The sequence below is a fragment of the Dactylosporangium sp. NPDC051484 genome, assembly GCF_040689395.1.
GTDB lineage: Bacteria > Actinomycetota > Actinomycetes > Mycobacteriales > Micromonosporaceae > Dactylosporangium.
Genome location: NZ_JBFAZX010000001.1, coordinates 482,023 through 508,014 on the forward strand (window position 1 = coordinate 482,023; position 25,992 = coordinate 508,014).

The 25,992-nt window shown below is 70.5% G+C and carries 30 protein-coding genes; 26 read left to right on the plus strand and 4 right to left on the minus strand.

The genetic code is table 11. The features are described from left to right. The first annotated feature begins 4 nt into the window (after positions 1-4). From rplF to truA, 17 genes are all read left to right on the plus strand, one after another. A complete protein-coding gene (gene rplF, locus AB0367_RS02405) occupies positions 5-547 on the plus strand; it encodes a 50S ribosomal protein L6 (protein ID WP_366224351.1) in 543 nt (180 codons plus the stop codon). Beyond that, positions 544-939: a 50S ribosomal protein L18 gene (gene rplR / locus AB0367_RS02410; protein WP_366224352.1), complete on the plus strand. Its 396-nt coding sequence runs from the start codon at positions 544-546 to the stop codon at positions 937-939. The genes rplF and rplR overlap by 4 nt, the downstream gene beginning before the upstream one ends. Positions 940-954: 15 nt before the next feature. Continuing rightward, positions 955-1,581 (plus strand): 30S ribosomal protein S5, encoded by a 627-nt coding sequence (gene rpsE, locus AB0367_RS02415; protein ID WP_350543414.1) that lies wholly within the window; start codon positions 955-957, stop codon positions 1,579-1,581. Between the two features lie 2 nt (positions 1,582-1,583). After that, a complete protein-coding gene (gene rpmD / locus AB0367_RS02420; protein ID WP_190249371.1) occupies positions 1,584-1,766 on the plus strand; it encodes a 50S ribosomal protein L30 in 183 nt (60 codons plus the stop codon). 4 nt (positions 1,767-1,770) lie between these two features. Then, positions 1,771-2,229, plus strand: coding sequence for a 50S ribosomal protein L15 (gene rplO / locus AB0367_RS02425; protein WP_366224353.1), 459 nt, complete (start codon positions 1,771-1,773; stop codon positions 2,227-2,229). Positions 2,230-2,424: 195 nt separating this feature from the next. Next, positions 2,425-3,762 carry a preprotein translocase subunit SecY gene (gene secY, locus AB0367_RS02430; RefSeq protein WP_366224354.1) on the plus strand — a complete coding sequence of 446 codons (1,338 nt, stop codon included), beginning with the start codon at positions 2,425-2,427 and terminating at the stop codon, positions 3,760-3,762. Then, a complete protein-coding gene (locus AB0367_RS02435) occupies positions 3,762-4,415 on the plus strand; it encodes an adenylate kinase (RefSeq protein WP_366224355.1) in 654 nt (217 codons plus the stop codon). The genes secY and AB0367_RS02435 overlap by 1 nt, the downstream gene beginning before the upstream one ends. Before the next feature lie 20 nt (positions 4,416-4,435). After that, entirely contained in the window at positions 4,436-5,281 is an 846-nt protein-coding gene (map, locus tag AB0367_RS02440) for a type I methionyl aminopeptidase (RefSeq protein ID WP_366224356.1), read from the plus strand. 69 nt (positions 5,282-5,350) lie between these two features. Beyond that, on the plus strand, positions 5,351-5,839 hold the full coding sequence (locus tag AB0367_RS02445) for a DUF1707 domain-containing protein (RefSeq protein WP_366224357.1): 489 nt from the start codon (positions 5,351-5,353) through the stop codon (positions 5,837-5,839). Between the two features lie 210 nt (positions 5,840-6,049). Then, positions 6,050-6,271, plus strand: coding sequence for a translation initiation factor IF-1 (infA, locus tag AB0367_RS02450; protein ID WP_007073013.1), 222 nt, complete (start codon positions 6,050-6,052; stop codon positions 6,269-6,271). A gap of 81 nt (positions 6,272-6,352) precedes the next feature. Further along, positions 6,353-6,469 (plus strand): 50S ribosomal protein L36, encoded by a 117-nt coding sequence (gene rpmJ, locus AB0367_RS02455; RefSeq protein ID WP_014687778.1) that lies wholly within the window; start codon positions 6,353-6,355, stop codon positions 6,467-6,469. A 180-nt stretch (positions 6,470-6,649) separates the two neighbouring features. Beyond that, a complete protein-coding gene (gene rpsM, locus AB0367_RS02460) occupies positions 6,650-7,030 on the plus strand; it encodes a 30S ribosomal protein S13 (protein WP_344616003.1) in 381 nt (126 codons plus the stop codon). 43 nt (positions 7,031-7,073) lie between these two features. Then, positions 7,074-7,484 carry a 30S ribosomal protein S11 gene (gene rpsK / locus AB0367_RS02465; RefSeq protein WP_350543440.1) on the plus strand — a complete coding sequence of 137 codons (411 nt, stop codon included), beginning with the start codon at positions 7,074-7,076 and terminating at the stop codon, positions 7,482-7,484. Positions 7,485-7,503: 19 nt separating this feature from the next. Then, a complete protein-coding gene (rpsD, locus tag AB0367_RS02470) occupies positions 7,504-8,130 on the plus strand; it encodes a 30S ribosomal protein S4 (RefSeq protein ID WP_366224358.1) in 627 nt (208 codons plus the stop codon). 134 nt (positions 8,131-8,264) lie between these two features. Further along, positions 8,265-9,287, plus strand: coding sequence for a DNA-directed RNA polymerase subunit alpha (locus tag AB0367_RS02475; protein ID WP_366224359.1), 1,023 nt, complete (start codon positions 8,265-8,267; stop codon positions 9,285-9,287). Between the two features lie 49 nt (positions 9,288-9,336). After that, entirely contained in the window at positions 9,337-9,885 is a 549-nt protein-coding gene (gene rplQ, locus AB0367_RS02480; protein ID WP_366224360.1) for a 50S ribosomal protein L17, read from the plus strand. A gap of 71 nt (positions 9,886-9,956) precedes the next feature. Next, entirely contained in the window at positions 9,957-10,766 is an 810-nt protein-coding gene (gene truA, locus AB0367_RS02485) for a tRNA pseudouridine(38-40) synthase TruA (protein ID WP_366224361.1), read from the plus strand. A 28-nt stretch (positions 10,767-10,794) separates the two neighbouring features. On the opposite strand, the gene AB0367_RS02490 is transcribed toward truA, so the two are convergent. Further along, positions 10,795-13,260: a hypothetical protein gene (locus AB0367_RS02490; RefSeq protein ID WP_366224362.1), complete on the minus strand. Its 2,466-nt coding sequence runs from the start codon at positions 13,258-13,260 to the stop codon at positions 10,795-10,797. A gap of 135 nt (positions 13,261-13,395) precedes the next feature. Between AB0367_RS02490 and AB0367_RS02495 the strand changes: the two genes are divergently transcribed. The 3 genes from AB0367_RS02495 to AB0367_RS02505 all read left to right on the plus strand — a co-directional run bounded on the left by AB0367_RS02495 (position 13,396) and on the right by AB0367_RS02505 (position 16,014). Then, complete coding sequence (locus AB0367_RS02495) at positions 13,396-14,010, plus strand: methyltransferase (RefSeq protein ID WP_366224363.1); 615 nt, start codon at positions 13,396-13,398, stop codon at positions 14,008-14,010. A 28-nt stretch (positions 14,011-14,038) separates the two neighbouring features. Further along, positions 14,039-15,694, plus strand: a complete 1,656-nt coding sequence (locus tag AB0367_RS02500) for an ATP-binding cassette domain-containing protein (protein WP_366224364.1) — start codon at positions 14,039-14,041, stop codon at positions 15,692-15,694. A 74-nt stretch (positions 15,695-15,768) separates the two neighbouring features. Continuing rightward, positions 15,769-16,014: a DUF2630 family protein gene (locus AB0367_RS02505; RefSeq protein ID WP_366224365.1), complete on the plus strand. Its 246-nt coding sequence runs from the start codon at positions 15,769-15,771 to the stop codon at positions 16,012-16,014. A gap of 6 nt (positions 16,015-16,020) precedes the next feature. Here AB0367_RS02505 and AB0367_RS02510 read toward each other — a convergent pair whose 3' ends face one another. Genes AB0367_RS02510 through nirB form a run of 3 tightly spaced genes read right to left on the minus strand, consistent with a single transcriptional unit; the run spans position 16,021 to position 19,975 of the window. After that, on the minus strand, positions 16,021-17,163 hold the full coding sequence (locus AB0367_RS02510) for a uroporphyrinogen-III synthase (RefSeq protein ID WP_366224366.1): 1,143 nt from the start codon (positions 17,161-17,163) through the stop codon (positions 16,021-16,023). Then, entirely contained in the window at positions 17,160-17,516 is a 357-nt protein-coding gene (gene nirD / locus AB0367_RS02515) for a nitrite reductase small subunit NirD (protein ID WP_366224367.1), read from the minus strand. Before nirD ends, AB0367_RS02510 begins: the two co-directional genes overlap by 4 nt. Beyond that, on the minus strand, positions 17,513-19,975 hold the full coding sequence (gene nirB, locus AB0367_RS02520) for a nitrite reductase large subunit NirB (protein ID WP_366224368.1): 2,463 nt from the start codon (positions 19,973-19,975) through the stop codon (positions 17,513-17,515). The genes nirD and nirB overlap by 4 nt, the downstream gene beginning before the upstream one ends. A 372-nt stretch (positions 19,976-20,347) precedes the next feature. Between nirB and AB0367_RS02525 the strand changes: the two genes are divergently transcribed. The 6 genes from AB0367_RS02525 to AB0367_RS02550 all read left to right on the plus strand — a co-directional run bounded on the left by AB0367_RS02525 (position 20,348) and on the right by AB0367_RS02550 (position 25,942). Then, on the plus strand, positions 20,348-21,091 hold the full coding sequence (locus AB0367_RS02525; RefSeq protein ID WP_366224369.1) for a hypothetical protein: 744 nt from the start codon (positions 20,348-20,350) through the stop codon (positions 21,089-21,091). 121 nt (positions 21,092-21,212) lie between these two features. Then, the gene (locus tag AB0367_RS02530; protein WP_366224370.1) at positions 21,213-22,553 is read left to right on the plus strand and encodes a nitrate/nitrite transporter; all 1,341 of its coding nucleotides are present in this window, start codon (positions 21,213-21,215) and stop codon (positions 22,551-22,553) included. Positions 22,554-22,730: 177 nt separating this feature from the next. After that, the gene (rplM, locus tag AB0367_RS02535) at positions 22,731-23,174 is read left to right on the plus strand and encodes a 50S ribosomal protein L13 (protein ID WP_350543468.1); all 444 of its coding nucleotides are present in this window, start codon (positions 22,731-22,733) and stop codon (positions 23,172-23,174) included. Positions 23,175-23,194: 20 nt separating this feature from the next. Beyond that, positions 23,195-23,686 carry a 30S ribosomal protein S9 gene (gene rpsI, locus AB0367_RS02540; protein WP_366224371.1) on the plus strand — a complete coding sequence of 164 codons (492 nt, stop codon included), beginning with the start codon at positions 23,195-23,197 and terminating at the stop codon, positions 23,684-23,686. A gap of 118 nt (positions 23,687-23,804) precedes the next feature. Beyond that, positions 23,805-25,154: a phosphoglucosamine mutase gene (gene glmM, locus AB0367_RS02545; protein WP_366224372.1), complete on the plus strand. Its 1,350-nt coding sequence runs from the start codon at positions 23,805-23,807 to the stop codon at positions 25,152-25,154. Between the two features lie 29 nt (positions 25,155-25,183). Further along, positions 25,184-25,942 carry an SDR family oxidoreductase gene (locus AB0367_RS02550; RefSeq protein ID WP_366224373.1) on the plus strand — a complete coding sequence of 253 codons (759 nt, stop codon included), beginning with the start codon at positions 25,184-25,186 and terminating at the stop codon, positions 25,940-25,942. Positions 25,943-25,992: the final 50 nt, after the last annotated feature.

Genomic DNA, 25,992 nt, shown 5'->3' on the forward strand with positions numbered 1-25,992 from the left:
TCACATGTCTCGAATCGGACGTAAGCCGATCACGGTGCCCGCGGGCGTCGAAATCAAGATCGACGGCCCGGTTATCACCGTTAAGGGCCCCAAGGGTGAGCTTTCTCACACCCTTGCCGAGCCGATCTCGCTGGAGCGGGCTGAGGACGGCACGTACAACGTCGTCCGCCCGAACGACGAGCGGAAGGCCAAGGAGCTGCACGGCCTGTCGCGCACGCTGATCGCCAACATGGTGCTCGGGGTGACGGAGGGCTACCGCAAGAGCCTGGAGATCGCAGGCACCGGTTACCGCGTCGCGGCCAAGGGCAGCGACCTCGAGTTCGCACTCGGGTTCTCTCACCCTGTTGTGGTGACGCCGCCGCCCGGCATCACCTTCACGGTCGAGAAGCCGACGGTGTTCCACATCGCCGGCATCGACAAGCAGCAGGTCGGCGAGGTCGCCGCCAACATCCGCAAGATTCGCCCGCCGGAGCCGTACAAGGGCAAGGGCGTGCGGTACCAGGGCGAGGTCATCCGCCGCAAGGCCGGAAAGGCTGGTAAGAAATGAGCGCCACGCTGCTCAAGCGCCGCAACTCCGGCGGCGTTGCCGCCGCGCGCCGCACGGGGCGTGCTCGCCGGCACTTCCGTATTCGCAAGCACGTCGGTGGCACCGCCGAGCGTCCCCGCCTGGTGGTCACCCGCTCGCTGCGCAACATCAGCGCGCAGATCGTCGACGACCTCAAGGGCCACACGCTGGCCTCGGCCTCGACGCTCGACGCGACCATCCGTGGTACCGATGGCGACAAGAAGGCGCAGGCCCGCAAGGTGGGCGCCCTCCTCGCCGATCGGGCCAAGGCCGCGGGTGTGGGCAAGGTCGTCTTCGATCGTGGTGGCAACAGGTACGCCGGCCGCATCGCGGCCCTGGCGGACGCCGCCCGCGAAGCCGGACTCGAGTTCTGAGAAGGAGAAACGTTCATGCCTGGTCCTCAGCGCAGGGGCGGCGGGTCCGGTAACACCCAAGAAGGTGGTGGCGGCCGTCGCGAGAACCGTCGCGAGGGTGGCGGCCGCGGCAACGCGCCCGCCGAGAAGACCCCGCACCTCGAGCGGGTCGTTTCGATCAACCGCGTCGCCAAGGTCGTGAAGGGTGGTCGTCGCTTCAGCTTCACCGCCCTGGTCATCGTCGGTGACGGCGACGGCACCGTCGGCGTCGGCTACGGGAAGGCCAAGGAGGTGCCCGCGGCGATCGCCAAGGGCGTCGAGGAGGCCAAGAAGCACTTCTTCAAGGTTCCGCGGCTCGCGGCCTCGATCCCGCACCCGGTGATCGGCGAGGACGCGGCCGGCGTGGTGCTGCTCAAGCCGGCCTCCGCCGGTACGGGCGTCATCGCCGGCGGTCCGGTCCGCGCGGTCCTGGAGTGCGCGGGCATCCACGACGTGCTCTCCAAGAGCCTCGGCTCCTCCAACGCGATCAACATCGTCCACGCGACGGTGGCGGCGCTGAAGAAGCTCGAGTCGCCGGAGGCGGTGGCTGCGCGCCGCGGCCTGCCGGTCGAGGATGTCGCGCCGGCCGCGATGCTGGCCGCTCGTGCCGGGGTGGGTGCTTAGCCATGGCTCGTCTGAAGGTCACCCAGATCCGGTCCGAGATCGGCTCGAAGCAGAACCAGCGGGACACGCTGCGTTCCCTCGGGCTGAAGCGGATTCGCGATGTGGTCGTCAAGGAGGACCGCCCGGAGATCCGCGGCATGATCCACACCGTGACGCACCTGGTCACCGTGGAAGAGGTGGAGTAATCCGATGACGATCAAGCTGCACCACCTGCGGCCCGCCCCGGGCGCCAAGACCGAGAAGACCCGCGTGGGTCGCGGTGAGGGCTCCAAGGGCAAGACCGCTGGTCGTGGTACCAAGGGCTCCAAGGCCCGCAAGAACATCTCGGCGGCGTTCGAGGGTGGGCAGATGCCCCTCCACATGCGCCTGCCGAAGCTCAAGGGCTTCCGCAACCGCAACCGCATCGAGTTCCAGGTGGTGAACCTGGCGCGCCTCGCGGAACTCTTCCCGCAGGGCGGCGAGGTCGGCGTGGCCGACCTGGTCGAGGCTGGCGCCGTCCGCAAGGGCGAGCTCGTCAAGGTCCTCGGCGACGGGGAGCTCGGCGGCGTGAAGCTGCAGGTCAGCGCGCACAAGTTCAGCGCGTCGGCCAAGGAGAAGATCGAGGCGGCCGGCGGCTCTGTGACGCCGCTTGGCGGCGAAACGGCATAGAGCGCTATCGTGGCGTCCACCGAACCGGTGGGCGCCACGCGGCGCCTCAAAAGCCGGGCGTGATGTGCCCCGGACATCCTGTTAGAGTCCGTTGCGCAGAACACGTTCGACTCATACGTTCGACAGTGTCATCAGCACCACCAGGACCCCACCTCGTCGGCCGAACGACCGGCCGCCTTGCGCAGGAGGATGAAGTTGCTCTCCGCCTTTGCCAGTGCGTTCCGTACGCCTGACCTGCGCAAGAAAATTCTTTTCACGTTGCTCGTGATCGGCATCTACCGGCTGGGCGCCACACTACCCAGCCCCGGCGTGTCGTACGGCAACGTGCAGAAGTGCCTCAACATCGTCGAGAACAGCAAGGACAACCAGGTCTTCACCCTGTTGAACCTGTTCTCCGGCGGGGCACTGCTCCAGCTGTCGGTGTTCGCGCTGGGCATCATGCCCTACATCACCGCGAGCATCATCCTGCAGCTGCTGACGGTGGTGATCCCGCGCCTGGAGCAGCTCCGCAAGGAGGGGCAGTCCGGCCAGGCGAAGATCACGCAGTACACGCGCTACCTGACCCTCGGCCTCGGCATCCTGCAGGCCTCGGCGTTCGTCGCCCTGGCGCGGTCCGGCCAGCTCTTCGGCGGCGCGTGCGACCAGTCGCAGTTCCCGATCATCCCGGACACCCACAAGGTCCCGATGTGGCTGACGCTCACCGTGCTGGTCATCACGATGACCGCCGGCACCGGCGTCGTCATGTGGCTCGGCGAGCTTGTCACCGACCGCGGCGTGGGCAACGGCATGTCGGTCCTGATCTTCACCTCGATCGCGGCCCGGCTGCCGCTTGAGGGCATCCAGATCTGGCAGGACAACAAGACCACGTTCTTCGTGATCGTCGGCCTCGCCGTCGTGGTCATCGCCTTCGTCGTGTTCCTCGAGCAGGCCCAGCGGCGCATCCCGGTCCAATACGCGAAGCGCATGATCGGCCGGCGTATGTACGGTGGCACCTCGACCTACATCCCGCTGAAGGTCAACCAGGCGGGTGTCATCCCGGTCATCTTCGCCTCGTCGCTGCTCTACCTGCCGACGCTGGTCACCCAGTTCGCCGGCTCCGACACGACGAACAAGACCGTCCTGTGGATCAACCGCAACATCGTGCCGCAGAACAGCGCCTGGCACATCGCGATCTACTTCCTGCTGATCATCTTCTTCACGTACTTCTACGTGTCCATCACGTTCAACCCGACCGAGGTTGCGGACAACATGCGGAAGTACGGCGGCTTCGTGCCCGGCATCCGTCCGGGCAAGCCGACGGCCGAGTATCTGAACTTCATCCTCAGCCGCATCACCCTCCCCGGCGCGCTGTATCTGGGCATCATCTCGATCCTGCCCAACCTGCTCATCGGGATTGTGGGTAATGGGCAGGCTCTGCAGAACTTCCCGTTCGGTGGCACCGCAGTACTCATTATTGTTGGTGTGGGCCTCGAGACGGTGAAGCAGATCGAGAGCCAGCTGATGCAGCGCAACTACGAAGGGTTCCTCCGGTAGTGAGGCTGGTGCTGGTAGGTCCCCCCGGGGCGGGCAAGGGGACCCAGGCTGAGTACATCGCCGCGCACCTTGCCGTGCCCAAAATCTCCACGGGCGACATCTTCCGGGCGAACGTCGGGCAGGGCACTCCGCTCGGCATCGAGGCCAAGCGGTACATGGACGCCGGGCAGCTGGTGCCGGACGAGGTCACCATCAACATGGTGTCCGACCGGCTCGCCGAGGGCGACGCGCTCGACGGCTTCCTGCTTGACGGCTTCCCTCGCACGGTGCCGCAGGCCAACGCGCTGGACAAGCTGTTGGCCGACCTCGGCACCGGCCTGGACATCGTTCTCGAGCTGGTCGTCGAGAACGAAGAGGTCATCCGCCGGCTCTCGGGCCGGCGGACCTGCCGTGGCTGCGGCAAGATCTGGCATGTCGAGTTCGACGCGCCCACGCACGAGGGTGTCTGCGACCGGTGCGGTGGCGAGCTGTTCCAGCGTGACGACGACAAGGCCGAGACGATCGCCGAGCGTCTGAAGGTGTATGCCCGCGACACGTCGCCGCTGGTCGACTACTACGGCGCGCAGGGCAAGCTGGTTGGCATCGACGCCACGGGTCCCGTCGAGGACGTCACCGTGCGCGCGATCGACGCTCTCCGTTCGTACGGCGGCTGAAAGCGCGGCAGGTAAGTTTCATGGCCCACCAGGTCGAGATCGAACTCAAGACCCCGGAACAGATCGGCCTCATGCGCCGCGCTGGGCTCGTCGTCGCCGACGCGCTGGAGCGGATGCGGGCCGCGGTCGCGCCCGGGGTCTCGACCGCGCAGCTGGACCGTATCGCCGAGGAGACGATCCGGGCCGCGGGCGCCGTGCCGTCGTTCAAGGGCTACCACGGCTACCCGGCCTCGATCTGCTCGTCGGTCAACGACCAGGTCGTACACGCGATCCCCAGCCCCCGCCAGGTGCTGCGCGAGGGGGACGTGATCTCCATCGACTGCGGCGCCGACCTCGACGGCTGGCACGGCGACGCGGCGATCACCGTCCCGGTCGGCGAGGTCCATGCGGACCTGCGCCGGCTCATACGGGTCGCCGAGGACGCGATGTGGGCCGGGATCGCCGCGGGGGCCCGCGGGGCGCGCTCGGGCCGGGGGCGGCTGACCGACATCTCGTTCGCCATCCAGTCCTCGATCCGCAAGGCGGGCCGGTATGGCATCGTCGAGGGCTACGGCGGCCACGGCATCGGCACCGCCATGCACCAGGACCCGTTCGTGCAGAACTCCGGCCGGCCGGGCAAGGGCCCGATGCTGCGGCCCGGCATGGCGCTCGCGATCGAGCCGATGATCACCCGCGGCAAGCCGAAGGTCGCCGAGCTCGACGACGGCTGGACCGTGGTGACCGTCGACGGATCGGTCGCCGCGCACGTGGAGCACACGATGGCCTTCTGCGACGACGGCGTCTGGGTGCTCACGGCCCGTGACGGTGGCCGGGCTCGCCTGGGGGATCTCATCACCGCCCGCGAACCCGTACCGGCGACCGAGTAAGGGAAAGACCGGGGTGGAGCTCCCTGCGGGCACGGTGGGATGCTGTGTGCGGAGAGCGAAGGGGGAACGGTGGCGGAGCGGCGAAAAGACCTGCGTGCGGCCGACGTGGACCGGCAGTTCGTAGCGGAGCGCCTGAAGGCGGCGCTCGACGAGGGCCGGTTGTCGCTCGGCGAATACGATGATCGCCTCAAGGAGACGTACGCGGCGCGCACCTACGGCGATCTGGACCTCATCCTCAAGGACCTGCCCGGCTTCCACCCGGTCGCCGGCTCCCAGCTCGACCCGGTCGTGCCGGCTGGAGACGACCCGGACGAGCGGCCCGGCCGCCCCGAAGGCCGCCACCCGAGGTGGCTGATCGGCGTCTGGAGCGCCTGGCTCGTCGCCGTCTCGGTCAACGTGGTGATCTGGGCCCTTGTCAGCATCAGCGACCGCGAGCTCGCGACCTTCTGGCCGATGTGGGTCGCCGGCCCCTGGGGCGCCGTTCTGCTCGCTGCCACCTTCTTGGTGAAGGTGCTGGGCAACAACCCGGACAATCAAAAGCGCTACCGTGACAGTTAGACACCCCCGATTTGGTGCGCTGCCTTCCCACGCGTAGACTTGTCCATTGGCGCAAAGCGTCCACTCCGGCATGCCTCCACGCGCTTCTAGTGGCATGATCGGAGCCGCGGCTGGCTCGAGGACTTCGGCACTGCTCAACGGCACCGCCGATGGCCTCGTGAAACGGATGCGAGCGTCGACCACACGACCCGATGTCAGGTAGCGGAGGACATGCCGAAGAAAGACGGGGCCATCGAGATCGAGGGCCGAGTGATCGAGCCTCTCCCGAATGCGATGTTCCGGGTTGAGCTCGCCAATGGCCACAAGGTCTTGGCGCACATCAGCGGCAAGATGCGGCAGCACTACATCCGCATCCTGCCCGAGGACCGTGTTGTCGTGGAGCTCTCGCCCTACGACCTCACTCGCGGGCGCATCGTCTACCGCTACAAGTGATCGGTGTCGGTACCCAGGTAACGGTCGGGTTCTGTCGTGCCCGTTCGCAGTAGCGCGCACGCAGCGAGAGTTAGGCGAACCGTGAAGGTCAAGCCGAGCGTCAAACGGATCTGCAACAACTGCCGGATCATCCGGCGGCATGGCCGGGTCATGGTCATCTGCAGCACTGACCCGCGCCACAAGCAGCGCCAGGGCTGAGTCCCGGGCGCTGCTGGATCCCGCAGCAGCACATTTGCACTTGCCCGCTCCAGCCCCGGGCGACCGCTGTCACGGCGGCGTTCGTGGGCTGAACCCCCGGTCGGAGGCCGGGGCCCGTCTGTGGGCAGACGGGAGCGGAGCGGGCACAGACCTCCGCACACACGAGGAGCACGCCCACTTATGGCACGTCTCGTTGGTGTCGATCTCCCGCGCGAGAAGCGCGCCGAGATCGCACTCACCTACATCTACGGCATCGGGCGTACCCGCGCCGTCGAGACCCTGGCCGCCACTGGCATCGACCCGAACAAGCGGGCCCGGGACCTGACCGATGAAGAGGTCGTGCAGCTGCGCGACTACATCGAGGCCAACTACAAGGTTGAGGGCGACCTGCGCCGCGAGGTCGCCGCGGACATCCGCCGCAAGGTTGAGATCGGCTGCTACGAGGGCATCCGGCACCGTAAGGGCCTGCCCGTGCGCGGTCAGCGCACCCGGACCAACGCGCGCACCCGCAAGGGGCCGAAGCGCACGGTCGCCGGCAAGAAGAAGCCGGGCAAGAAGTAACAGCCGGTTCGAGATCAGAAACGTATCTAGGAGCGCATAGAGAATGCCGCCGAAGGCTCGCGCCGGCGCGACCGCTGTCAAGAAGGTCCGGCGCAAGGAACGCAAGAACGTCGCCCACGGGCAGGCGCACATCAAGAGCACGTTCAACAACACCATCGTGTCGATCACCGACCCGACAGGTGCTGTCATCTCCTGGGCGTCCGCCGGCCAGGTGGGCTTCAAGGGCTCGCGCAAGTCGACCCCGTTCGCCGCGCAGCTGGCCGCCGAGGCCGCCGCGCGCCGCGCGATGGAGCACGGCATGCGCAAGGTCGACGTCTTCGTGAAGGGCCCCGGCTCCGGCCGGGAGACCGCGATCCGCTCGCTGACGGCCGTTGGCCTGGAGGTCGGGCAGATCTCTGACGTCACGCCGCAGCCGCACAACGGTTGCCGTCCGCCGAAGCGCCGCCGGGTCTAAGGGAAGAGACGAAGAGAACATGGCTCGTTATACAGGTGCCGACTGCCGTCGTTGCCGTCGCGAGAAGATGAAGCTGTTCCTGAAGGGCAGCAAGTGCGACGGGCCGAAGTGCCCGTTCGAGTCGCGCCCCTTCCCGCCCGGCCAGCACGGCCGTGGGCGTCCGAAGGAGACCGAGTACCTCCTGCAGCTGCGCGAGAAGCAGAAGGCCCGCCGCATCTACGGCGTGCTGGAGCGGCAGTTCGCCGGCTACTACGAGGAGGCTGTGGCCAAGCCGGGCAAGACCGGTGAGGAGCTGCTGAGGATCCTCGAGTCGCGGCTGGACAACGTCGTGTACCGCGCTGGCCTCGCGTCGTCGCGCGACATGGCCCGCCAGCTGGTCAAGCACGGCCACATCGTGGTCAACGGCCGCAAGGTCGACATCCCGTCGTACCGCGTGCGCGAGCACGACATCGTGCAGGTGCGCGAGAAGTCGCGGGAGCTCACCCCGTTCCAGATCGCGCAGGGCCTCGCGGGCAGCAAGACCGTCCCCGCGTGGCTGGAGTTCATCCCGAGCGAGTTCAAGGTCCTGGTGCACAGCCTGCCCGCGCGGCAGGTCATCGACACCCAGGTCCAGGAGCAGCTCATCGTCGAGCTCTACAGCAAGTAGCACCATCGTCGGCGCCCGGTCTGGGTCGATCTTCGCGAAGCGTCGTCGAGCCAGACTGGGCGTAGGGGCCTGACGGCCCCGCCGAAGCGGAGCGCGTCAAATAGCGGGCGCGCAACGAACTGGAGGAACAGAACGTGCTCATCTCCCAGCGGCCCAGCCTCGCCGAAGAGTCGATCAGCGAGGTCCGGTCCAAGTTCACCATCGAACCGCTCGAGCCGGGCTTCGGGTACACGCTCGGCAACTCGCTGCGGCGCACCCTGCTGAGCTCCATCCCGGGCGCGGCGGTGACCAGCATCAAGATCGACGGCGTGCTGCACGAGTTCACCACGATCCCCGGCGTCAAGGAGGACGTGGTCGAGCTCGTCATGAACATCAAGGAGCTGTGCGTCAGCTCCGAGCACGACGAGCCGGTCTCGATGTACCTGCGCAAGCAGGGCCCGGGCGACGTCACGGCGGGCGACATCCAGCCGCCGACCGGCGTCTCCGTGCACAACCCCGACCTCAAGCTGGCGACCCTCAACGGCAAGGGCCGGCTCGACATGGAGCTCACCGTCGAGCGCGGCCGCGGCTACGTGACCGCCAACCAGAACAAGCAGCAGGGTCAGGAGATCGGGCGTATCCCGGTCGACTCGATCTACTCGCCGGTGCTCAAGGTGACCTACCGCGTCGAGGCGACCCGCGTCGAGCAGCGGACCGACTTCGACCGGCTCATCATCGACGTCGAGACCAAGGCGTCGCTGACCCCGCGCACCGCGCTGGCCTCGGCCGGCTCGACGCTGGTGGAGCTGTTCGGCCTGGCGCGGGAGCTGGACGCCGACGCTGAGGGCATCGACATCGGCCCGTCGCCGCAGGACGCGCAGCTGGCCGCCGATCTGGCGCTGCCGATCGAGGAGCTGGACCTGACCGTCCGCTCCTACAACTGCCTCAAGCGTGAGGGCATCAACTCCGTCGGTGAGCTGATCAGCCGCACGGAAGCCGACCTCCTCGATATAAGGAATTTCGGTCAGAAGTCGATCGACGAGGTCAAGATGAAGCTCGCCGGGATGGGCCTGGGTCTCAAGGACTCCGCGCCGACGTTCGACCCGGCCCACGTCGTGGACTCCTTCGCCGAGGTGGACTACGACGCCGACGACTACCGCGAGACCGAGCAGCTTTAAAAACGTCGGCAGCTGCATCATCAGCCGCTGTATTAGAGGAGTCCCAACAATGCCCACGCCCACCAGAGGTCCCCGCCTCGGCGGCAGCCCCGCGCATGAGCGGCTGATGCTGGCGAACCTTGCCACGTCGCTGTTCAAGCACGGTCGCATCACGACCACCGAGACGAAGGCCAAGCGGCTGCGCCCGCTCGCCGAGCAGCTCATCACCAAGGCCAAGCGCGGCGACCTGCACGCGCGCCGTCAAGCGCTCTCCGTGGTGCGGGACAAGGACGTGGTGTTCGCGCTGTTCGACCAGATCGCGCCGCGGTTCAGCAACCGTCAGGGTGGCTACACCCGGATCGTGAAGACGGGCCCGCGCAAGGGCGACGCCGCCCCGATGGCGATCATCGAGCTGGTCGAGGAGCTCGAGGTGGCCGCGCCGAAGGCGCCGCGCGCGGCCGATCGTAAGGCCGCGAAGGCGGACTCGATCGCGGTGCTCGCCGGCGACGAAGCGGAGGCGACCCCGGTCGCCGCCGCCGAGGCCGCGGGCGAGGACGCCGCCGAGGCCAAGGCCGCCGACCAGGCGGACGCGGCGAAGGACGAAGAGACCAAGGCCTGATCACCGGTCGAGGTCCGTCGGCCCGGCACCCTTTCATGGGTGCCGGGCTTTCCTTTGGGAGTTTGTACCGCATGAGCGTGCGCATCCGGCTGGACGTCTCCTACGACGGCACCGACTTCTCGGGCTGGGCCCTGCAGCCGGGCCGCCGGACGGTGGCCGGCGAGCTGCTGGCGGTCCTGGAGCGCCTCTTCGGCACGGTCGAGGGCCTGACCGTCGCCGGCCGCACGGACGCTGGCGTGCATGCCACCGGCCAGGTCTGCCACGCCGACGTGCCGCAGGAGCGCTGGGCGACCCTTGAGCCGGCACTCATCCGCAAGCTGGCCGGCCTCCTCCCGCTCGACGTCCGCGTCTTGGCGGCCCGCGCCGTCCCCGCCGAGTTCGACGCGCGCTTCTCGGCCCTGTCGCGCCGCTACGAGTACCGCGTCACGGACGCCCCGCACGGCGCCGCCCCGCTGCGCCGCCGCGACACCCTGGCCTGGCCCCGTCCGCTCGACCTGGAACGGCTCAACGCCGCCGCCGAAGGACTCGTCGGCGAGCACGACTTCGCAGCCTTCTGCCGCCGCAAGGAGCACGCGAGCACGATCCGCGCCGTGACCCGCATGGACTGGCGCCGTGACCCGGACGGCATGCTGGTGGCCACCGTCGAGGCGGACGCGTTCTGCTGGTCGATGGTCCGCAGCCTGGTGGGCGCCCAACTGGTCGCGGGCGACGGCCGCCGCGCGCCGGACTGGCCGGCGACCCTGCTGACGCGCAGCGTCCGCGCGGACGAGGTGATGGTGGCCCCCGCCCACGGCCTGACCCTGGTCGAGGTGACCTACCCGTCCTCGGCCGAGTCGTTCCGCGAGCGCGCCGACCAGACCCGCCGCCGCCGCGACCTCTAGGTGCGCGTGCCGGCCGGCCCGGGGTGTGTCAGTTCGGCGGCTGGGAAGCCGGTAGCGACGCCGCCGGGGTGGCCTCTGGCTGGATGACCGCGCGGTTCTCGATGATGCCGTTGTCCAGGTACGTCTCGACGATGTCGAACGTGATCTGTTTCGGGTACTGGTCGTCCTGGGCGAAGTTCTTGCCGTCGACGCGGGCGATCACGCAGTACGTGATGAAGTGCCCCTTGAAGTTCCAGCCCAGCTGCGTCGGCGCGCGGACGAGGGCGTCCGTGCCGGTGCCCACACCCACGCTCATACCGGCGAAGCGGCCCTTCTGGGCGTCGACGATGGGCCTGATGTCGTCGAAGGTCTGGGCGGCCACCTTCTCGGTGCTCAGATTGAAGATCCCGGCCGTGATCAGATACTCCCCGGTCGGCGACTTCATCGTCGCGCGCACGACCTCGCTGCAGCCCCCGTTGGCCAGAAGCTTCGCCAGCTCTTCGGTCGCGGCCACCTTGCAGTCGTTGGACGCCTTCGTCGCCAGGATGACATACGGCTGTTCGTCCGGCGCGGCCACGATGTTGTTGCTCGGGAACACCTCGGCCTCGGTCAGCGGCTTCGGGTCGACGTCGCGGCTGCTGATGTCACGCTTCTTCGGCCCGGTCGTCGCGCTGGACTTCGCCGAGTCCGGCCCGTTCTTCTCGTCCTTGAGGATGAACCAGGTGCCCATCGCGCAGGCGCCCAGCACCACGAGGACGGCCACGACACTGAGCAGTGCCACCCAGCGGTGCGGCCGCGGGCCGGTGCCGGCCGGGTCGACCGCCGCACGCGCCGGCGGCCCGCCGGAGCGCCCGTGGCCGCCGTCGCGATCATCACGGTCGAATCGGTCGGGGTGCCCGGATCCACCGCCTGGCGGCTCGCGCAGCGCGCGGCGGGTGCCGCCGGAGCTGTAATCGCCGGAGTGCTCCCCGCTGCCGCGCCGCCCGTCGCCGCGCCCGCGGGCGGCGGACGGATCGTCATACGGGTTGTAGGCGGGGACCGCGTCGTCGAGCGCGCGGCGCTGGCGCGGCGGCTCGTCCAGGGCCGGTGGGCGGCGCGGGGCCGCCTCGCGCCGGCGTGCGCCGCTGTCCTCGCCGGGGCGGAACATGGTCGTCTCGCCCGCATACGGCGCGGCGCGCCCGGTCTCGTCGCCGTGGACCCGCCCGGGGGCACCCTCGTCATTGGCGCCGAGGTGCTGACGGCGTGCGCCGCTGTCCTCGCCGGGGCGGAACATCGTGGTCTCGCCCGCATACGCGCTGCCGCGGCCCGTGGGGCCGGGCTCGCCGCCGAACTCGTCGCGCCGGGTGCCGGCCTTGTCGCGGTCGGCGCCGAAGGCCGGGGAGTCGAAGCCGTTGCCGGTGCGGGGTTCGTCGGGCGCGGCACGGCGCCGCCCGCCGAGGTCACCCGTGCGGCCGCCGGCGTCGCCGGTCCCGGATGCGAGATCGCCGGTGCGGGGTCCGGATTCGCCGCTGTCGTCGCGGCGACGGCGGCCCGCGGGCTCGTCCGCGCCGCGTCCGCCCGTGGCGTCGCCGGTGAAGGCGGCGGGCTGGTCGTCCTCCGCCGCGCGCCTGGATCGCCGGCCGTCGCCGCTCGTCGGGGGCGAGTCCGGGCGCATGTTCGGGAAGATCGGCACGAGCGGCGGGGGCTCGGTCGGCGCCTCCGCCGAGGTGAGCTCGGCGAGCGACTTGATGATCGGCGTCAGCTGCGGACCGTGATCGTAGGACTCCGACGGGCCACGCGCCGCCTCCTCGCGCGCGCGGCGGCGGCCGCGGGACTCGGCGGCCGGCGGCTCACCGATGGCTTGGCCGGGCGGGGGGCTCGCCGGAGGCGTGGCGCGCCCATACGCGCCGGGAGGCTCGGCGGCCGGTGGCACGGCGGTGGTTTGGCCGGGCGGGGGGCTGGCCGGGAGTGTGGCGCGCCCAAACGTGCCGGCGGGCGAATCGTCGGCGGCGCGTCGGCGGCCGGCCGGGGCGGCCTCCGGTGCGGACCAGCCGTCGAGGTTGGGCCGGGCCGGCGGCGGGGCGGGCGGCAGGGCCGAGGGGCCGAAGACACCGCTGGGGGAGTCGTCGTGGGAGCTCCAGCCGCCGCGCGGGGGCGCCCCGGGTGCGCGGGACTCGCCGCTGCCCTCGTAGCCGCCCGGGCGCTCGGGCGCCCGAGGCCGCTCGATCGCCGTGGTCCGATCGGCCGCACCGGGGCGCTCCAGTGGCCCGGGACGATCGAAGGAGCCGGACCGTTCCAACGGCCCAGGGTGCTCGAAGGATTCCGAGCGTTCCGGCGGGCCGGGGCGGTCGAACGAGCCGGGCGGAGGGCCGGGGCGATCGAAGGGCGCCGGCTCGGGCGGAGGAGCCGCGAACGGATCGGGTTCGCCCCGTCCGCCGCCCCGCAGGCCCGCGAGCCAGTTGTCGGCTTCGTCCGCCTCATCCTGGCGGAACGAGTCGGAACGCCGCTTTCGGCGCGGCTCGTCCCGAGAAGTCATGTCGCACAGGGTAGCCGACTGCGCCAGTCGGTGGCGTGCCGGCGAGGTCTCGCACACTCCGAAGGCGTGGCCGCGCGAACGCCCGGTCACCGAGGCGAGGACAATGCGTTGCGAGCCGCGCAGAGGGAGGACATCTTGGCGGGCGAGCACTATTTCTCGGCCGATCCGGCGGTCGTGCACGAGCGGCACGAGGTCGTGTTCGAGGCCGTTGACCAGGAGTTTCGGCTGACCTCGGCGTCCGGGGTGTTTTCGTGGAGCCGGCTCGACCCGGGCACCGCGGTGCTGCTGTCGCAGGCGCCACCGCCCGACCCCGCCACGGTGGGGGCGCTGCTGGACCTGGGCTGCGGATACGGGCCGATCGCCGCCGTGCTGGCCGCCGCCGCGCCGGGGGCCACCGTGTATGCGATCGATGTGAATCAGCGCGCCCTCGACCTGGTCCGCGAGAACGCGGCGGCGCTCGGGGCGGCCGACCGGATCGTCGCGGCCCTCCCCGACGAGGTGCCGGAGACTGTCGGGTTCACGCAGATCTGGTCCAACCCGCCGATCCGCATCGGCAAGCCGGAACTGCACGCTCTGCTACTGCGCTGGCTGCCTCGGCTGCTGCCCGGCGGCACGGCGTGGCTGGTCGTGGCCAAGAACCTGGGTGGCGACTCGCTGCAGCGCTGGCTCGGCGAGCAGGGTTTCGCGGCCGAGCGGTATGCCAGCCACAAGGGGTTCCGGGTGCTGCGCGTGGAAAAATCGCTTCCATGATCAGCCGCTGCCGCTGAAGCTCTTCAACGTGGGATATGTGGACGTCGCAGGGGTCGGGCACACGCTGCCGGACGGCCGTGAGCTCTTCTGCGAGGTGTCGTTCCGGGTCGGCGAGGGCGCGAAGGTGGCGCTCGTCGGGCCGAACGGCGCCGGCAAGACGACCCTGCTGAAGATGGTCGCCGGCGACCTGCCGGTGCGTACGGGCTCGGTCGCGCGCTCGGGCGGGCTCGGCGTGATGCGCCAGTTCATCGGCATGATCGGCGACGACCGCACGCTGTACGACCTGGCGCTGCAACTCGCGCCACCGCGACTGGGCGAGGTGGGCCAGCGGATGGCCACCGCCGAGCGCGCCATGCACGAGGCCACCGGGGCCGCCGCGGAGAAGGCTCAGCTGCGCTACGCCAACGCCCTCGCGGCGTGGGGCGAGGCCGGCGGGTACGACGCCGAGGTGCTCTTCGACACCGCCAGCGTCGCCGCGCTGGGGCTGACCTGGGACGACACCCGGGACCGGCCGGTGCGCACGCTCTCCGGCGGCCAGCAGAAACGCTTCGCGCTCGAGTTGTTGCTGCGCGGTGAGGACGAGGTGCTCCTGCTCGACGAGCCCGACAACTTCCTCGACGTGCCCGGCAAGCGTTGGCTGGAGGAGCGGCTGCGCGAGTCGCCCAAGAGCGTCCTGTACGTCTCCCACGACCGGGAACTGCTGGCCCAGTCGGCCGATCGCGTGGTGGCGGTCGAGGGCGGCTCCGCGTGGGTGCATCCCGGCGGCTTCGCCTCCTGGCACGAGGCCCGCAGCGCGCGGCACGAGCGGCTGGACGAGCTGCGCCGGCGCTGGGACGAGGAGCACGAGAAGATCAAAAACCTGGTCCTGATGTACCGCACGAAGGCCGCCTTCAACGACGGGCTCGCCTCCCGCCTGCAGGCGGCGCAGACCCGGCTACGCAAGTTCGAGGAGGCCGGCCCGCCACCGGCGCCCCCGAAGGAGCAGGACATCCGGATGCGCCTGTCCGGCGGCCGCACGGCCAAGCGCGCGATCATGTGCGAGCAGCTCGAGCTCGACGGCCTGACCTATCCGTTCGATCTGGAGGTCTGGTACGGCGACCGCGTCGCGGTCCTGGGCGGCAACGGCACCGGCAAGTCACACTTTCTGCGGCTGCTGGCCCGCGGCGGCACCGACCCCGACGGCCCGCAGATCGGTGCGCAGCTCGCACCGGTCGCCCACGGCGGGCAGGTGCGCCTCGGCGCGCGGGTCCGGCCGGGGCACTTCTCCCAGACGCACGACCGCCCCGAGCTCATGGACCGCACCCTCGCCGAGATCCTCTGGCGCGGCGACGACTGGCGCGACGGGCTGCCCCGCCCGCAGGCGATGCCGGCGCTGTCGCGATACGAGCTGGCGGGCCAGGCCGACCAGCGCTTCGGCACCCTGTCCGGCGGCCAGCAGGCCCGGTTCCTGGTCCTGCTGCTGGAGCTGTCCGGCGCGACGCTGCTGCTGCTCGACGAGCCGACCGACAACCTTGACCTGGCCAGTGCCGAGGCCCTGGAGGAAGGGCTGCGGCGCTTCGACGGGACCGTGGTCGCGGTGACGCACGACCGGTGGTTCAGCCGCTCGTTCGACCGATACGTGCTGTTCCGCGCCGACGGCGAGGTGGTCGAGGTGCCCGAGCCGGTGTGGGAGGGGCGCGGCTGACGAACCGGTTGCGCGGTGTCGCGCGAAACGGCGCTGAGCGGCGGGCCGCCGCCGTTTGGTGGATGATGCAATCCATGGATGAGAAGACATTGATCCACCAGATCTCGGCCCTGGTCGACGAGGAGCACAAGCTGCGCACCCAGCTACAGGCTGGCAAGATCGCCGAGCAGGAGGAGCACGACCGGCTGCGCGGGATCGAGGAGCAGCTAGACCAGCTCTGGGACCTGCTGCGCCGCCGGCGCGCGGCGAAGCTGCAGGGCCTCTCGCCGGACGAGGTCGAGGCACACTCGATCGACGAGGTCGAGCACTACCTGCAGTAGGGCGCCTCAGTCGACCCGCAGGCGGTAGCCCCGCTTCACGACCGTCTGCACGAACGCCGAGCCGCCCAGCGCCGCCCGCAGCCGGGCCACCGCCATCTCCACGGCGTGCTCGTCCGCACCTCTGGGCAGCTCCCGTAGCAGGGCCGCGCGCGACAGCACGCGGCCGGGCGAGGCCGCCAGGGCGCGCAGGACGGCCATCGGGCCGGGGGCCAGTGGCTTGAGCGTGCCGTCGATGATCGCGGCGTGGCCGCGCAGGGTGACGGCCGCGCCCGCGACGTGCAGGGTGGGGGAGCGCTTCGGCAGCTCGTCGACGAGGATGCGCACGAGCGCGCCGAGCCGGGCCCGCGCGGGCGCCGCGACCGGCACGCCGAGGCGCTGCAGCGGGGCCGCGGTGACCGGGCCGACGCAAGCGGCCAGGACGTCGGTGCGCAGCGCCTCGAGCACGTCCGGGGCCTCCGACGCGGCGACCCGCAGCAGCGAGCCGACCGCGGGCGCGGAGGTGAACGTCACCGAGTCGACGAGGCGCGAGCAGATCAGATCCACGAGGCGGCGCAGGGGCGCGGGGTCGACCGGCGGCGCCCAGCGGTACACGGGAATCTCCACGACGATCGCGCCGGCGTCGCGCAGCGCGGACGTGAGCTCGGGGTGCGGCTCGCCGTGCATCTGCACGGCGATCCGGCGGCCCGCGATCCCGCCGGGCAGAGCGCTGGACAGCAGGTGATCCAGGACCTCGTCGCAGCCCTCGGCGTCCGGGGACCAGGACTCGATCATGCCGGCCGCCCGGACCGCGCCCTTGGCCTTGGAACCCCTCGCGATCAGGTAGGCCTGGTCGAGCCGCGCCCGCAGCGCCTCGCCGAGGCCCCAGCCCTCGGCGGCCTCGATCCAGCCGCGCAGGCCGATGCCGGTGGTGGCGATGACGATGTCCGGCGCCATGTCGACGCAGGACACCGTGGCCGCCTTGAGCTCGGTGTCGTCGGCGACCGGGACGATGCGCAGGGCCGGGGCGAGCACGACGCGTGCGCCCCGCCGCTCCAGTAGGGCACCCAGCTCGTCGCGGCGGCGGTCGGCGGTCACCGCCACCGTGAAGCCCGCCAGGGGAAGATCCTCGCCCGACGCCGGGCGTGCCTCCAGGGTGCTGCCCGCGCTCACGTCGGCTCTCCGCCCGTGACGGCCGCCAACTGCGCCACGGCGACCTCGATCATGCCGTCGCTGACGCGGACCGGGTAGACCGGCACGCGCACGCCCGGCTCGTCCAGGCACTCCCCGGTGGCCAGGTCGTACACCTGCTTGTGCATCGGCGACGCGACGACCGGGGCGTCCCCGCGGCTGCCCACGATGCCGCGCGAGAGCACCGCGGCGCCGCTGAGCGGGTCGAGGTTGCCGATCGCGTGCAGGCTGCCGTCGAAGGTCCGAAAGAGCGCCACCTGCACCCCGTCGATCAGTGCGGCCACGCCGCGTTCCGGCTCCAGACGCAGGTACGGGCAGACGGCGATCCACTTCATGAGTGCGCTCCTAGGACTCCAGGCACGGGCTGTCCACGTTCGGATACGAAGGAGATCGTCGGGTCCGGTGTGCCGGGCGCGTTCACGAACGACACGAACCGCGCCAGCCGCTCCGGGTCCTTGACCGTCGCCCGCCACTCGTCGATGTACGACGAAACGTGGTGGGCCATCATGACGTCGAGCTCGGCGGCGATGCCGAGGGAGTCCTCGACGATCACCGCGCGCAGGTAGTCCAGGCCGCCCTCCATGCCCTCGATCCATGCCGCGGTGCGCTGGAGCCGGTCGGCGGTGCGGATGTAGAACATCAGGAACCGGTCGACGACGCGGATGAGTTCCTCGGTGGAGAGGTCCGCGGCCAGCAGGTCGGCGTGGCGCGGGCGAAAGCCGCCGTTGCCGCCGACGTAGAGGTTCCAGCCGTTCTCGGTGGCGATGATGCCGAAGTCCTTGCTGCGGGCCTCGGCGCATTCGCGGGCGCAGCCGGACACCGCGGACTTGATCTTGTGGGGTGCGCGGAGGCCGCGGTAGCGCAGCTCGAGCTCGATCGCGAGCCCGACCGAGTCCTGCATGCCGTACCGGCACCAGGTCGACCCGACGCAGGACTTCACGGTGCGCAGCGCCTTGCCGTAGGCGTGACCGGACTCGAACCCGGCCGCGACCAGGCGGTTCCAGATCGCCGGCAGTTGCTCCACGCGCGCGCCCAGCAGATCGATGCGCTGCCCGCCGGTGATCTTCGTGTAGAGGTCGAAGTCCCGGGCGACCTCGCCGATCACGATCAGCTTCTCCGGCGTGATCTCGCCGCCGGGGACGCGCGGAACCACCGAGTAGGTGCCGTTGCGCTGGATGTTGGCCAGGAAGTGGTCGTTGGTGTCCTGCAGTGAGGCCTGCTCGCCGTCCAGGACGTAGTCGTTGTGCAGCGACGCCAGGATCGAGGCCACCGTCGGCTTGCAGACGTCGCAGCCCCGGCCCTGCCCGTGCTCGTCAATGAGCTGTGAGAACGTGCGGATCTCGCGGATGCGGACGATGTCGAACAGCTCGGCGCGGGAGTACTCGAAGTGCTCGCACAGCGCCTTGCTCGCGGCCACGCCCTGTTGCTTGAGGATCTGCTTGAGCAGCGGCACGCACGAGCCGCAACTGGTGCCGGCCCGGGTGCACTCCTTGAGCGCGCCGACGTCGGCGCAGCCGTCCGCGATCGCGGCGACCACCTGGCCCTGGGTGACCGCGTTGCAGCTGCAGACCTGCGCCTCGTCCGGCAGCGCGACGTCGCCGGGCGCGTCGCCGGCCAGCAGGGTCAGCGGGTGGCCGGGCAGCGGGCCGCCGACGCTCGCCCGCAGCGTCGGGTAGGCGCTCGCGTCGCCGACCAGGATGCCGCCGAGCAGGGTCTGGGCGTCGTCGGAGAGCACCAGCTTGGCGTAGCGGCCGTTGGCCGGGTCGAGGTACACGATGTCGAGCAGGTCGTCGCGCGGCGTTGTCGTTTCGGGCGCTATGCCGAAGCTCGCCACGTCGATGCCGAGGAGCTTGAGCTTCGTGGACGTGTCCGCGCCGGGGAACTCGGCGGCCCCGCCGACGAGCCGGTCGGCCACCACCTCCGCCATCGCGTAGCCCGGCGCGACGAGGCCGTAGCAGCGCCCGCCGATCTCGGCGCACTCGCCGATCGCGTAGATCGCCGGGTCCTCGGTCCGGCAGCCGGTGTCGACGACCACCCCGCCGCGCGCCCCCGTCGCGAGCCCCATCGAGCGGGCCAGTTCGTCGCGCGGCCGGATGCCCGCGGCCACCACCACGAGGTCGGCCGGGACGTGCGCGCCGTCGGACAGGGTCAGGCCGAGCCGCCCGCCCGGGGCCGTCCGGCGGATCGCGGTGGTGCCGGCGCCGAGGTGCACGCGCACGCCGAGGTCCTCCACGTAGCGGCGCAGAACGGCGCCGCCGGCCTCGTCCACCTGAACGGGCATCAGCCGCGGCGCGAACTCGATCACGTGTGTGCGCAGGCCCAGCAGGCGCAGCGCGTTGGCCGCCTCCAGGCCGAGCAGGCCGCCGCCGATGACCGCGCCGACCTCCCTGCCCTTGGCGTGGTCGCGGATCGCTTCAAGATCGTCGAGGGTGCGGTAGACGAAGACCCCGTTCTGCTCGACGCCGCTGATCGGGGGCACGAACGCCGACGAGCCGGTGGCCAGGACCAGCACGTCGTACTCGTACTCCCCGGCGGCCGTGCGGACCCGGCGCGCCTCGCGGTCGACCGACACGGCCGGCTCGCCGAGCCGCAGGTCGATCCCGTCGGGCACGGCGTAGGTCAGTTCCTCGGCGCAGACGCCGTCGAAGTACGCGGACAGGCGCACCCGGTCGTAGGCGGAGCGGCCCTCCTCGGCCAGCACGGTGACGTGCCAGCGCCGCCCGGTGTCGCGGGAATGCAGGGCCTCCACGAAGCGGTGCCCTACCATGCCGTGACCGACGACGACGACCCTCATCGCAGACCCTGAGTCACTCATGCGTGCCCCTCGGTAAAGCCGCAGTGACAGCGTCGTTTCGGCGTTGTCGCGGACCCGCGACGGCGTCGTGCGGGGCCGGGCAGCGCGTGGCGACCGCTTCGGACATGGCCAAAAGGCTGCCGGGGGGCGGTTTCGCTCCAAAGTCCCGAATGTTTCACGCCTGCTAAGAGCGGCTCACACGCATCTTGAGCAGGCCGTTACCGACCCGTGGTCGAATGTTCGTCGACTGCGGTCGATGTCGTCCCGGATTCTGGGCGCCGGGTGGGCCAGATCCTCGCACGGTAGGGTGGCGACGGTTCACGGCGGGGTGAACAAACCATCGACCCCTATGTAGCAGCAAGGAGGACGCAGATGCGCACGACCGGCAGGGCCGCGATCGCGGCCGTTGCGGTGCTCGGCCTCGGGCTCACCGGATGCGGCGGTGACAAGGCCGATCCCGGGGCCACCACCTCGGCCGGAGCCTCCGGCAACGCCTCCGCGGCCGCCTCCGTCCCGGCGGGCGCCTCCACCGGCGCGGGCGCCTCCGTCCCTGCGGGCGGTGGCAGTAGCGCCGGCACCGCCGGTGGTGGCGGGCAGGGCACCGCGGCGTCGTGCCTCGTCGGCACCTGGAAGGCGGACGGGCTCAGCGGCAAGCTCAGTGGCTCGGTGAACGGCACCTTCGCGGGTGGCGGCGGCGCCCTGCTGACGATCGACGCCGGCGGCAAGACGCAGGTCGACTTCGGCCCGATGCAGCCGGTGACCTTCACCTTCGCCGTGTCCGGCAACGACGTGAAGGGCAGCTTCGGCTACGGCGGCAAGGTCAACGGCTCGATCAAGACCCCGTCGTCGGCGACCGGCACGCTGGAGCCCACCGGCACGGTCGACTTCAGCGCCCTCACGGTGACCGTGGACCTCACCGCCCCCGCCTCGGTGCGCGTCGCCGACAAGATGCCGATCACCGAGTTCACCGGGAGTGGCACCGCGGACACCGGCGGTGCCGTCGACGCGCAGCCGGTGCTCAAGAAGAGCCGGTATGACTGCGGCGGCAACACGCTCAAGCTCTCCCCGCCGCAGGGCGGCGCCGACACCGGCACCTGGACGTTCAAGAAGGCCTGATCAGGCGTTTCTCCCGGCGGCGGATCTCACAAACGCCGGTCCGCCGCCGTGTGCGAAACGTTTCGGTGCCGTCAACTTCGACGCGACGAGCGGAAACCGGGCATCCATAGAATTCACGGTCATGACCCTTGCCGTGGAACGACCGCAGTCTCAGCCCGAGCCGCGCCGCGGCCGGTGGATCGACGACTGGCGCCCGGAGGATCCCGAGTTCTGGGCGCGGACCGGGGCGAAGGTTGCCCGGCGCAACCTCATCGTCTCGATCCTCTCCGAGCACATCGGCTTCTCGATCTGGAGCCTGTGGTCGGTCTTCGTGCTCTTCCTGGGTCCCAAGTACGGGCTCGACCCCGCGCAGAAGTTTCTGCTCACCAGCGCCCCCACGCTCGTCGGCGCTGTGCTGCGCCTGCCGTACACCTTCGCGGTGGCCACCTTCGGCGGGCGCAACTGGACGATCTTCAGCGCCCTCATGCTGCTGGTGCCGACCGTCTTCGCCGGGATCATTCTCTCCCCTGGCGTCTCGTTAACCACGCTGCTCATCGCGGCCTCGGTGGCCGGCGTCGGCGGCGGCAACTTCGCCTCGTCGATGGCGAACATCAACGCCTTCTACCCGCAGCGGCTCAAGGGCTGGGCGCTGGGCGTCAACGCGGGCGGCGGGAACATCGGCGTGGCCGCCGTGCAACTCGTCGGCCTGCTGGTGCTCGCGACGGCCGGCGCCGCGCACCCCCGCCTCATCGTGCTGATCTACCTGCCACTGATCGTGATCGCCGCGTTGCTCGCCGCGATCTACATGGACAACCTGACACACGCCTCCAACGACAAGCGGGCCATGCGGGACGTCGTCAAGGACCGCCACGCCTGGATCATGTCCCTGCTGTACATCGGGACCTTCGGCTCCTTCATCGGCTTCGGCTTCGCCTTCGGTCAGGTCCTGCAGGTGCAGTTCAAGGCGGACTTCTCCACCCCTGTGAAGGCGGCCTACCTGACCTTCCTCGGCCCGCTGCTCGGCTCGCTGATCCGCCCGATCGGTGGCTTGCTGGCCGACCGCTTCGGCGGCGCCCTGATCACCTTCTGGAACTTCGTGGCCATGGCCGCCGGCGCCGGCACCGTGCTGCTGGCCTCCCGCCAGCACTCGCTGCCGCTGTTCGTGACCGGGTTCGTGTTTCTCTTCCTCTTCAGCGGTCTCGGCAACGGATCGACGTACAAGATGATCCCGGCGATCTTCAAGGCCAAGTACCCCGACGGCGAGCGGGAGGCCAGGCGCCTGGCGACCGCGCTGATCGGCGTCGCCGGGGCGATCGGCGCGCTCGGCGGTGTGCTCGTCAACCTCGCGTTCCGGCAGTCGTTCCTGCAGTACAAGACGGGTGACGGCGCCTACGTTGCCTTCATCGCCTTCTACGCCCTGTGTTTCCTGGTCACCTGGTTCGTCTATCTGCGCAAGTCGCCCGGGCGGCTCGCGGGGGTCTGAGCCGGCACCCGATTTTGTGGTCGATGGGGACGCCGAGTATCGTGGACTGCTGTTGTGCGATGACAAGGCGTTCCCATCGTTCGGGTACGCTGGATGGTCGTGCGCCGAGGCCGACCGGTTCGACGCCGCCATCGAGAGCGCACCCCAGACCGACGACGTGGAAGACAAGGTAGACCTGTGGGTACGTACAGCCCGAAGCCGGGTGAGATCGAGCGCGTGTGGCACGTCATCGACGCCACCGATGTGGTGCTCGGCCGCCTGGCCACGCACGCTGCGACGCTGCTGCGCGGCAAGCACAAGCCGACGTTCGCCCCGCACGTGGACACCGGCGACTTCGTCATCGTGATCAACGCCGGCAAGGTGGCGCTGACCGGCAACAAGCGGCAGTCGAAGGTCGCCTACCGCCACTCGGGCTACCCGGGTGGTCTCAAGGCGGTCGGCTACGACGAGCTGCTGACGAAGCACCCCGAGCGGGCGATCGAGCTGGCCGTCAAGGGCATGCTCCCGCACAACCGCCTGGGCGCGCGCCAGATCCGTAAGCTGAAGGTCTACGCGGGTGCCGAGCACCCGCACGCGGCCCAGCTGCCCCAGCCGTTCGAGATCAAGCAGATCGCGCAGTGAGCGCCGACGAAGGACAGAGCGTGACCGACGAGACCATCGCCGCCCCGACGCCGGCCGCTGTCGCGACCGTCGAGGCGCCCACCGCCACCGCTACCGCCACCGCGCCGACCCGGTCGCGCCGCGCCGGCCAGCCGATTCAGACCGTGGGCCGCCGCAAGGAGGCCATCGTTCGGGTCCGCCTGGTCCCCGGCACCGGCAAGTTCCTGCTCAACGGGCGCGAGCTGGAGAACTACTTCCCGAGCAAGGTGCACCAGCAGTCGGTCCGCGAGCCGCTGGTCATCGCCGAGAAGGCCGAGGCGTTCGACGTCTTCGCCAACCTGCGTGGCGGCGGCACCACCGGCCAGGCCGGTGCGCTGCGTCTCGCGATCGCGCGGGCCCTCGTCGAGAACGACGCGGACGACCGCGCCGCGCTCAAGAAGGCCGGCTTCCTGACCCGGGACGCGCGGGCCACCGAGCGGAAGAAGTACGGCCTGAAGAAGGCCCGCAAGGCCCCGCAGTACTCGAAGCGCTAACGAAACCCGTCGGCCGGGTGCCACCCTGGAGGTGTGCGCCCGGCCGTTTCGTGTTGTGCGAGCGGTCATGCCGAGCGGGGGAGACGCGCCGGTGGGGTTCGACCAGGGAGGTATCGCGATGGGGCGACTCTTCGGCACCGACGGAGTGCGTGGGCGGGCCAACGCCGACCTCACTCCCGAGATCGCGATGGCGGTCGCCATCGCCGCCGCCCAGGCGTTGTTCGAGCATGATCACTCCCACGCCCCGGTCGCCGTCGTCGGCCGCGACCCGCGGGCGAGCGGCGAGATGCTGGAGGCGGCCGTCGTGGCCGGCCTCACCAGCGCCGGCGCCAACGTGGTGCGGGTGGGCGTGCTACCGACGCCGGCCGTCGCCTATCTCACCGGCGTGCTCGACGCCGACATCGGGGTGATGCTCTCGGCGTCGCACAACCCGATGCCCGACAACGGGATCAAGCTCTTCGCCGCTGGCGGGCACAAGCTGCCCGACGAGGTCGAGGACGAGATCGAGCGCCTCATGGACAACAGCGGCACCCACCGCCGCCCGACCGGGGCCGGGGTCGGCCGGGTCACCGACTACGCCGAGGGCGAGGACCGCTACGTGCGGCACCTGCTCACGTCGCTGACCAGCCCGCTCGCCGAGCTCAAGGTCGTCGTGGACTGCGCCAACGGGGCCGCCTCGTCGGCCGCGCCGGAGGCCTACCGCCGCGCCGGCGCCTCCGTCATCGCGATCAACGCGGACCCCGACGGCCTCAACATCAACGACGACTGCGGCTCCAACCACATCGCCCAGCTGCGTGCGGCCGTCGTGGAGCACGGCGCCGACCTGGGCATCGCCCACGACGGTGACGCCGACCGCTGCATCGCCGTCGCCGCGGACGGCACCGAGGTCGACGGCGACCAGATCATGGCGATCCTGGCGCTGGCGATGCGGGACGCGGGCGCGCTGACGCAGGACACGCTCGTCGCGACCGTCATGAGCAACCTGGGCCTGAAGCTCGCCATGGCCGAGGCCGGCATCCGGCTGCTGGAGACCCGGGTCGGCGACCGGTATGTGCTAGAGGAACTGCGCGCCAAGGGCCTCGCGCTCGGCGGGGAGCAGAGCGGGCACATCGTGATGCCGGAGTTCGCGACCACGGGCGACGGCGTGCTCACCGCGCTGTGCCTCATGGGCCGCATGGAGCAGACCGGCAAGAGCCTCAAGGAGCTGGCCGCGGTCGTGCGGCGGCTGCCGCAGGTGATGATCAATGTGCCCGTGCTCGACCGGACCGCCGCCGCCCGCTCGCCGCAGGTGCTCGACGCGACCAAGCAGGTCGAGGCCGAGCTGGGCGGCGCAGGCCGGGTGCTGCTGCGCCCGTCGGGCACCGAGCAGCTGGTCCGGGTGATGGTGGAGGCCGGGACGCAGGAGGTCGCCCGGGATGCCGCCGAGCGGATCGCGCACATCGTGCGGACCGTGTCTTCCGTTCAGTAGGTCTTCTCCTGGGTAGGTAACGTGCGGGCATGACCAATGCCCGCACCGTCATCGTCACCGGCGCCTCCCGCGGCATCGGCAAGGCGAGCGCCGTGGCCTTCGCCGCCGAGGGCTGCAACGTTGTGCTGACCTCTCGCAAGATCGACTCGCTGAACGAGGTCGCGGCAGGAATCTCCGCCCGGTTCCCGGCCGTCGGCGTGCTCACCCACGCCGCGCACGCGGCCGAGCCCGACCAGGCCGCCGAGGTCGTCGACGCCGCCGTGCGGCGCTTCGGGGCGATCGACGTCTTGGTCAACAACGCCGGCACCAACCCGTACTTCGGGCCGTTGATGGACATCGACCCGGTCCGCGCGGAGAAGACCGTCCGGCTCAACCAGTTCGGCGTGCTCCTGTGGAGCCAGCTGGTGTGGAAGGCGTCTATGTCCGCGTGCGGCGGGGCCATCGTCAACGTCGCCTCGCTCGGCGGCATGCTCACCGAGCCGGGCCTCGGCTACTACAACGCCACCAAGGCCGCCGTCATCCACCTCACCCGGCAGATGGGCGTCGAGCTGGCGCCGTCGGTGCGGGTCAACGCGGTCGCGCCGGGCATCGTGCGCACGCAGCTCGCGCGCGGGCTGTGGGAGGACAACGAGGAGTACCTCAACGACCAGCTGCCGCTTGGGCGCATCGGCGAGCCGGAGGACATCGCCGATGTCATCACCTTCCTGGCCGGTCCGGCGTCGCGCTGGATGACCGGGCAGACCATCGTCGTGGACGGCGGGGCGCAGATCCGCGCCTCCCTCTCCTGACGATCGCCCGTTTACGTGCATAGCCCGTGCGCGTATGCGACAGTTTCACG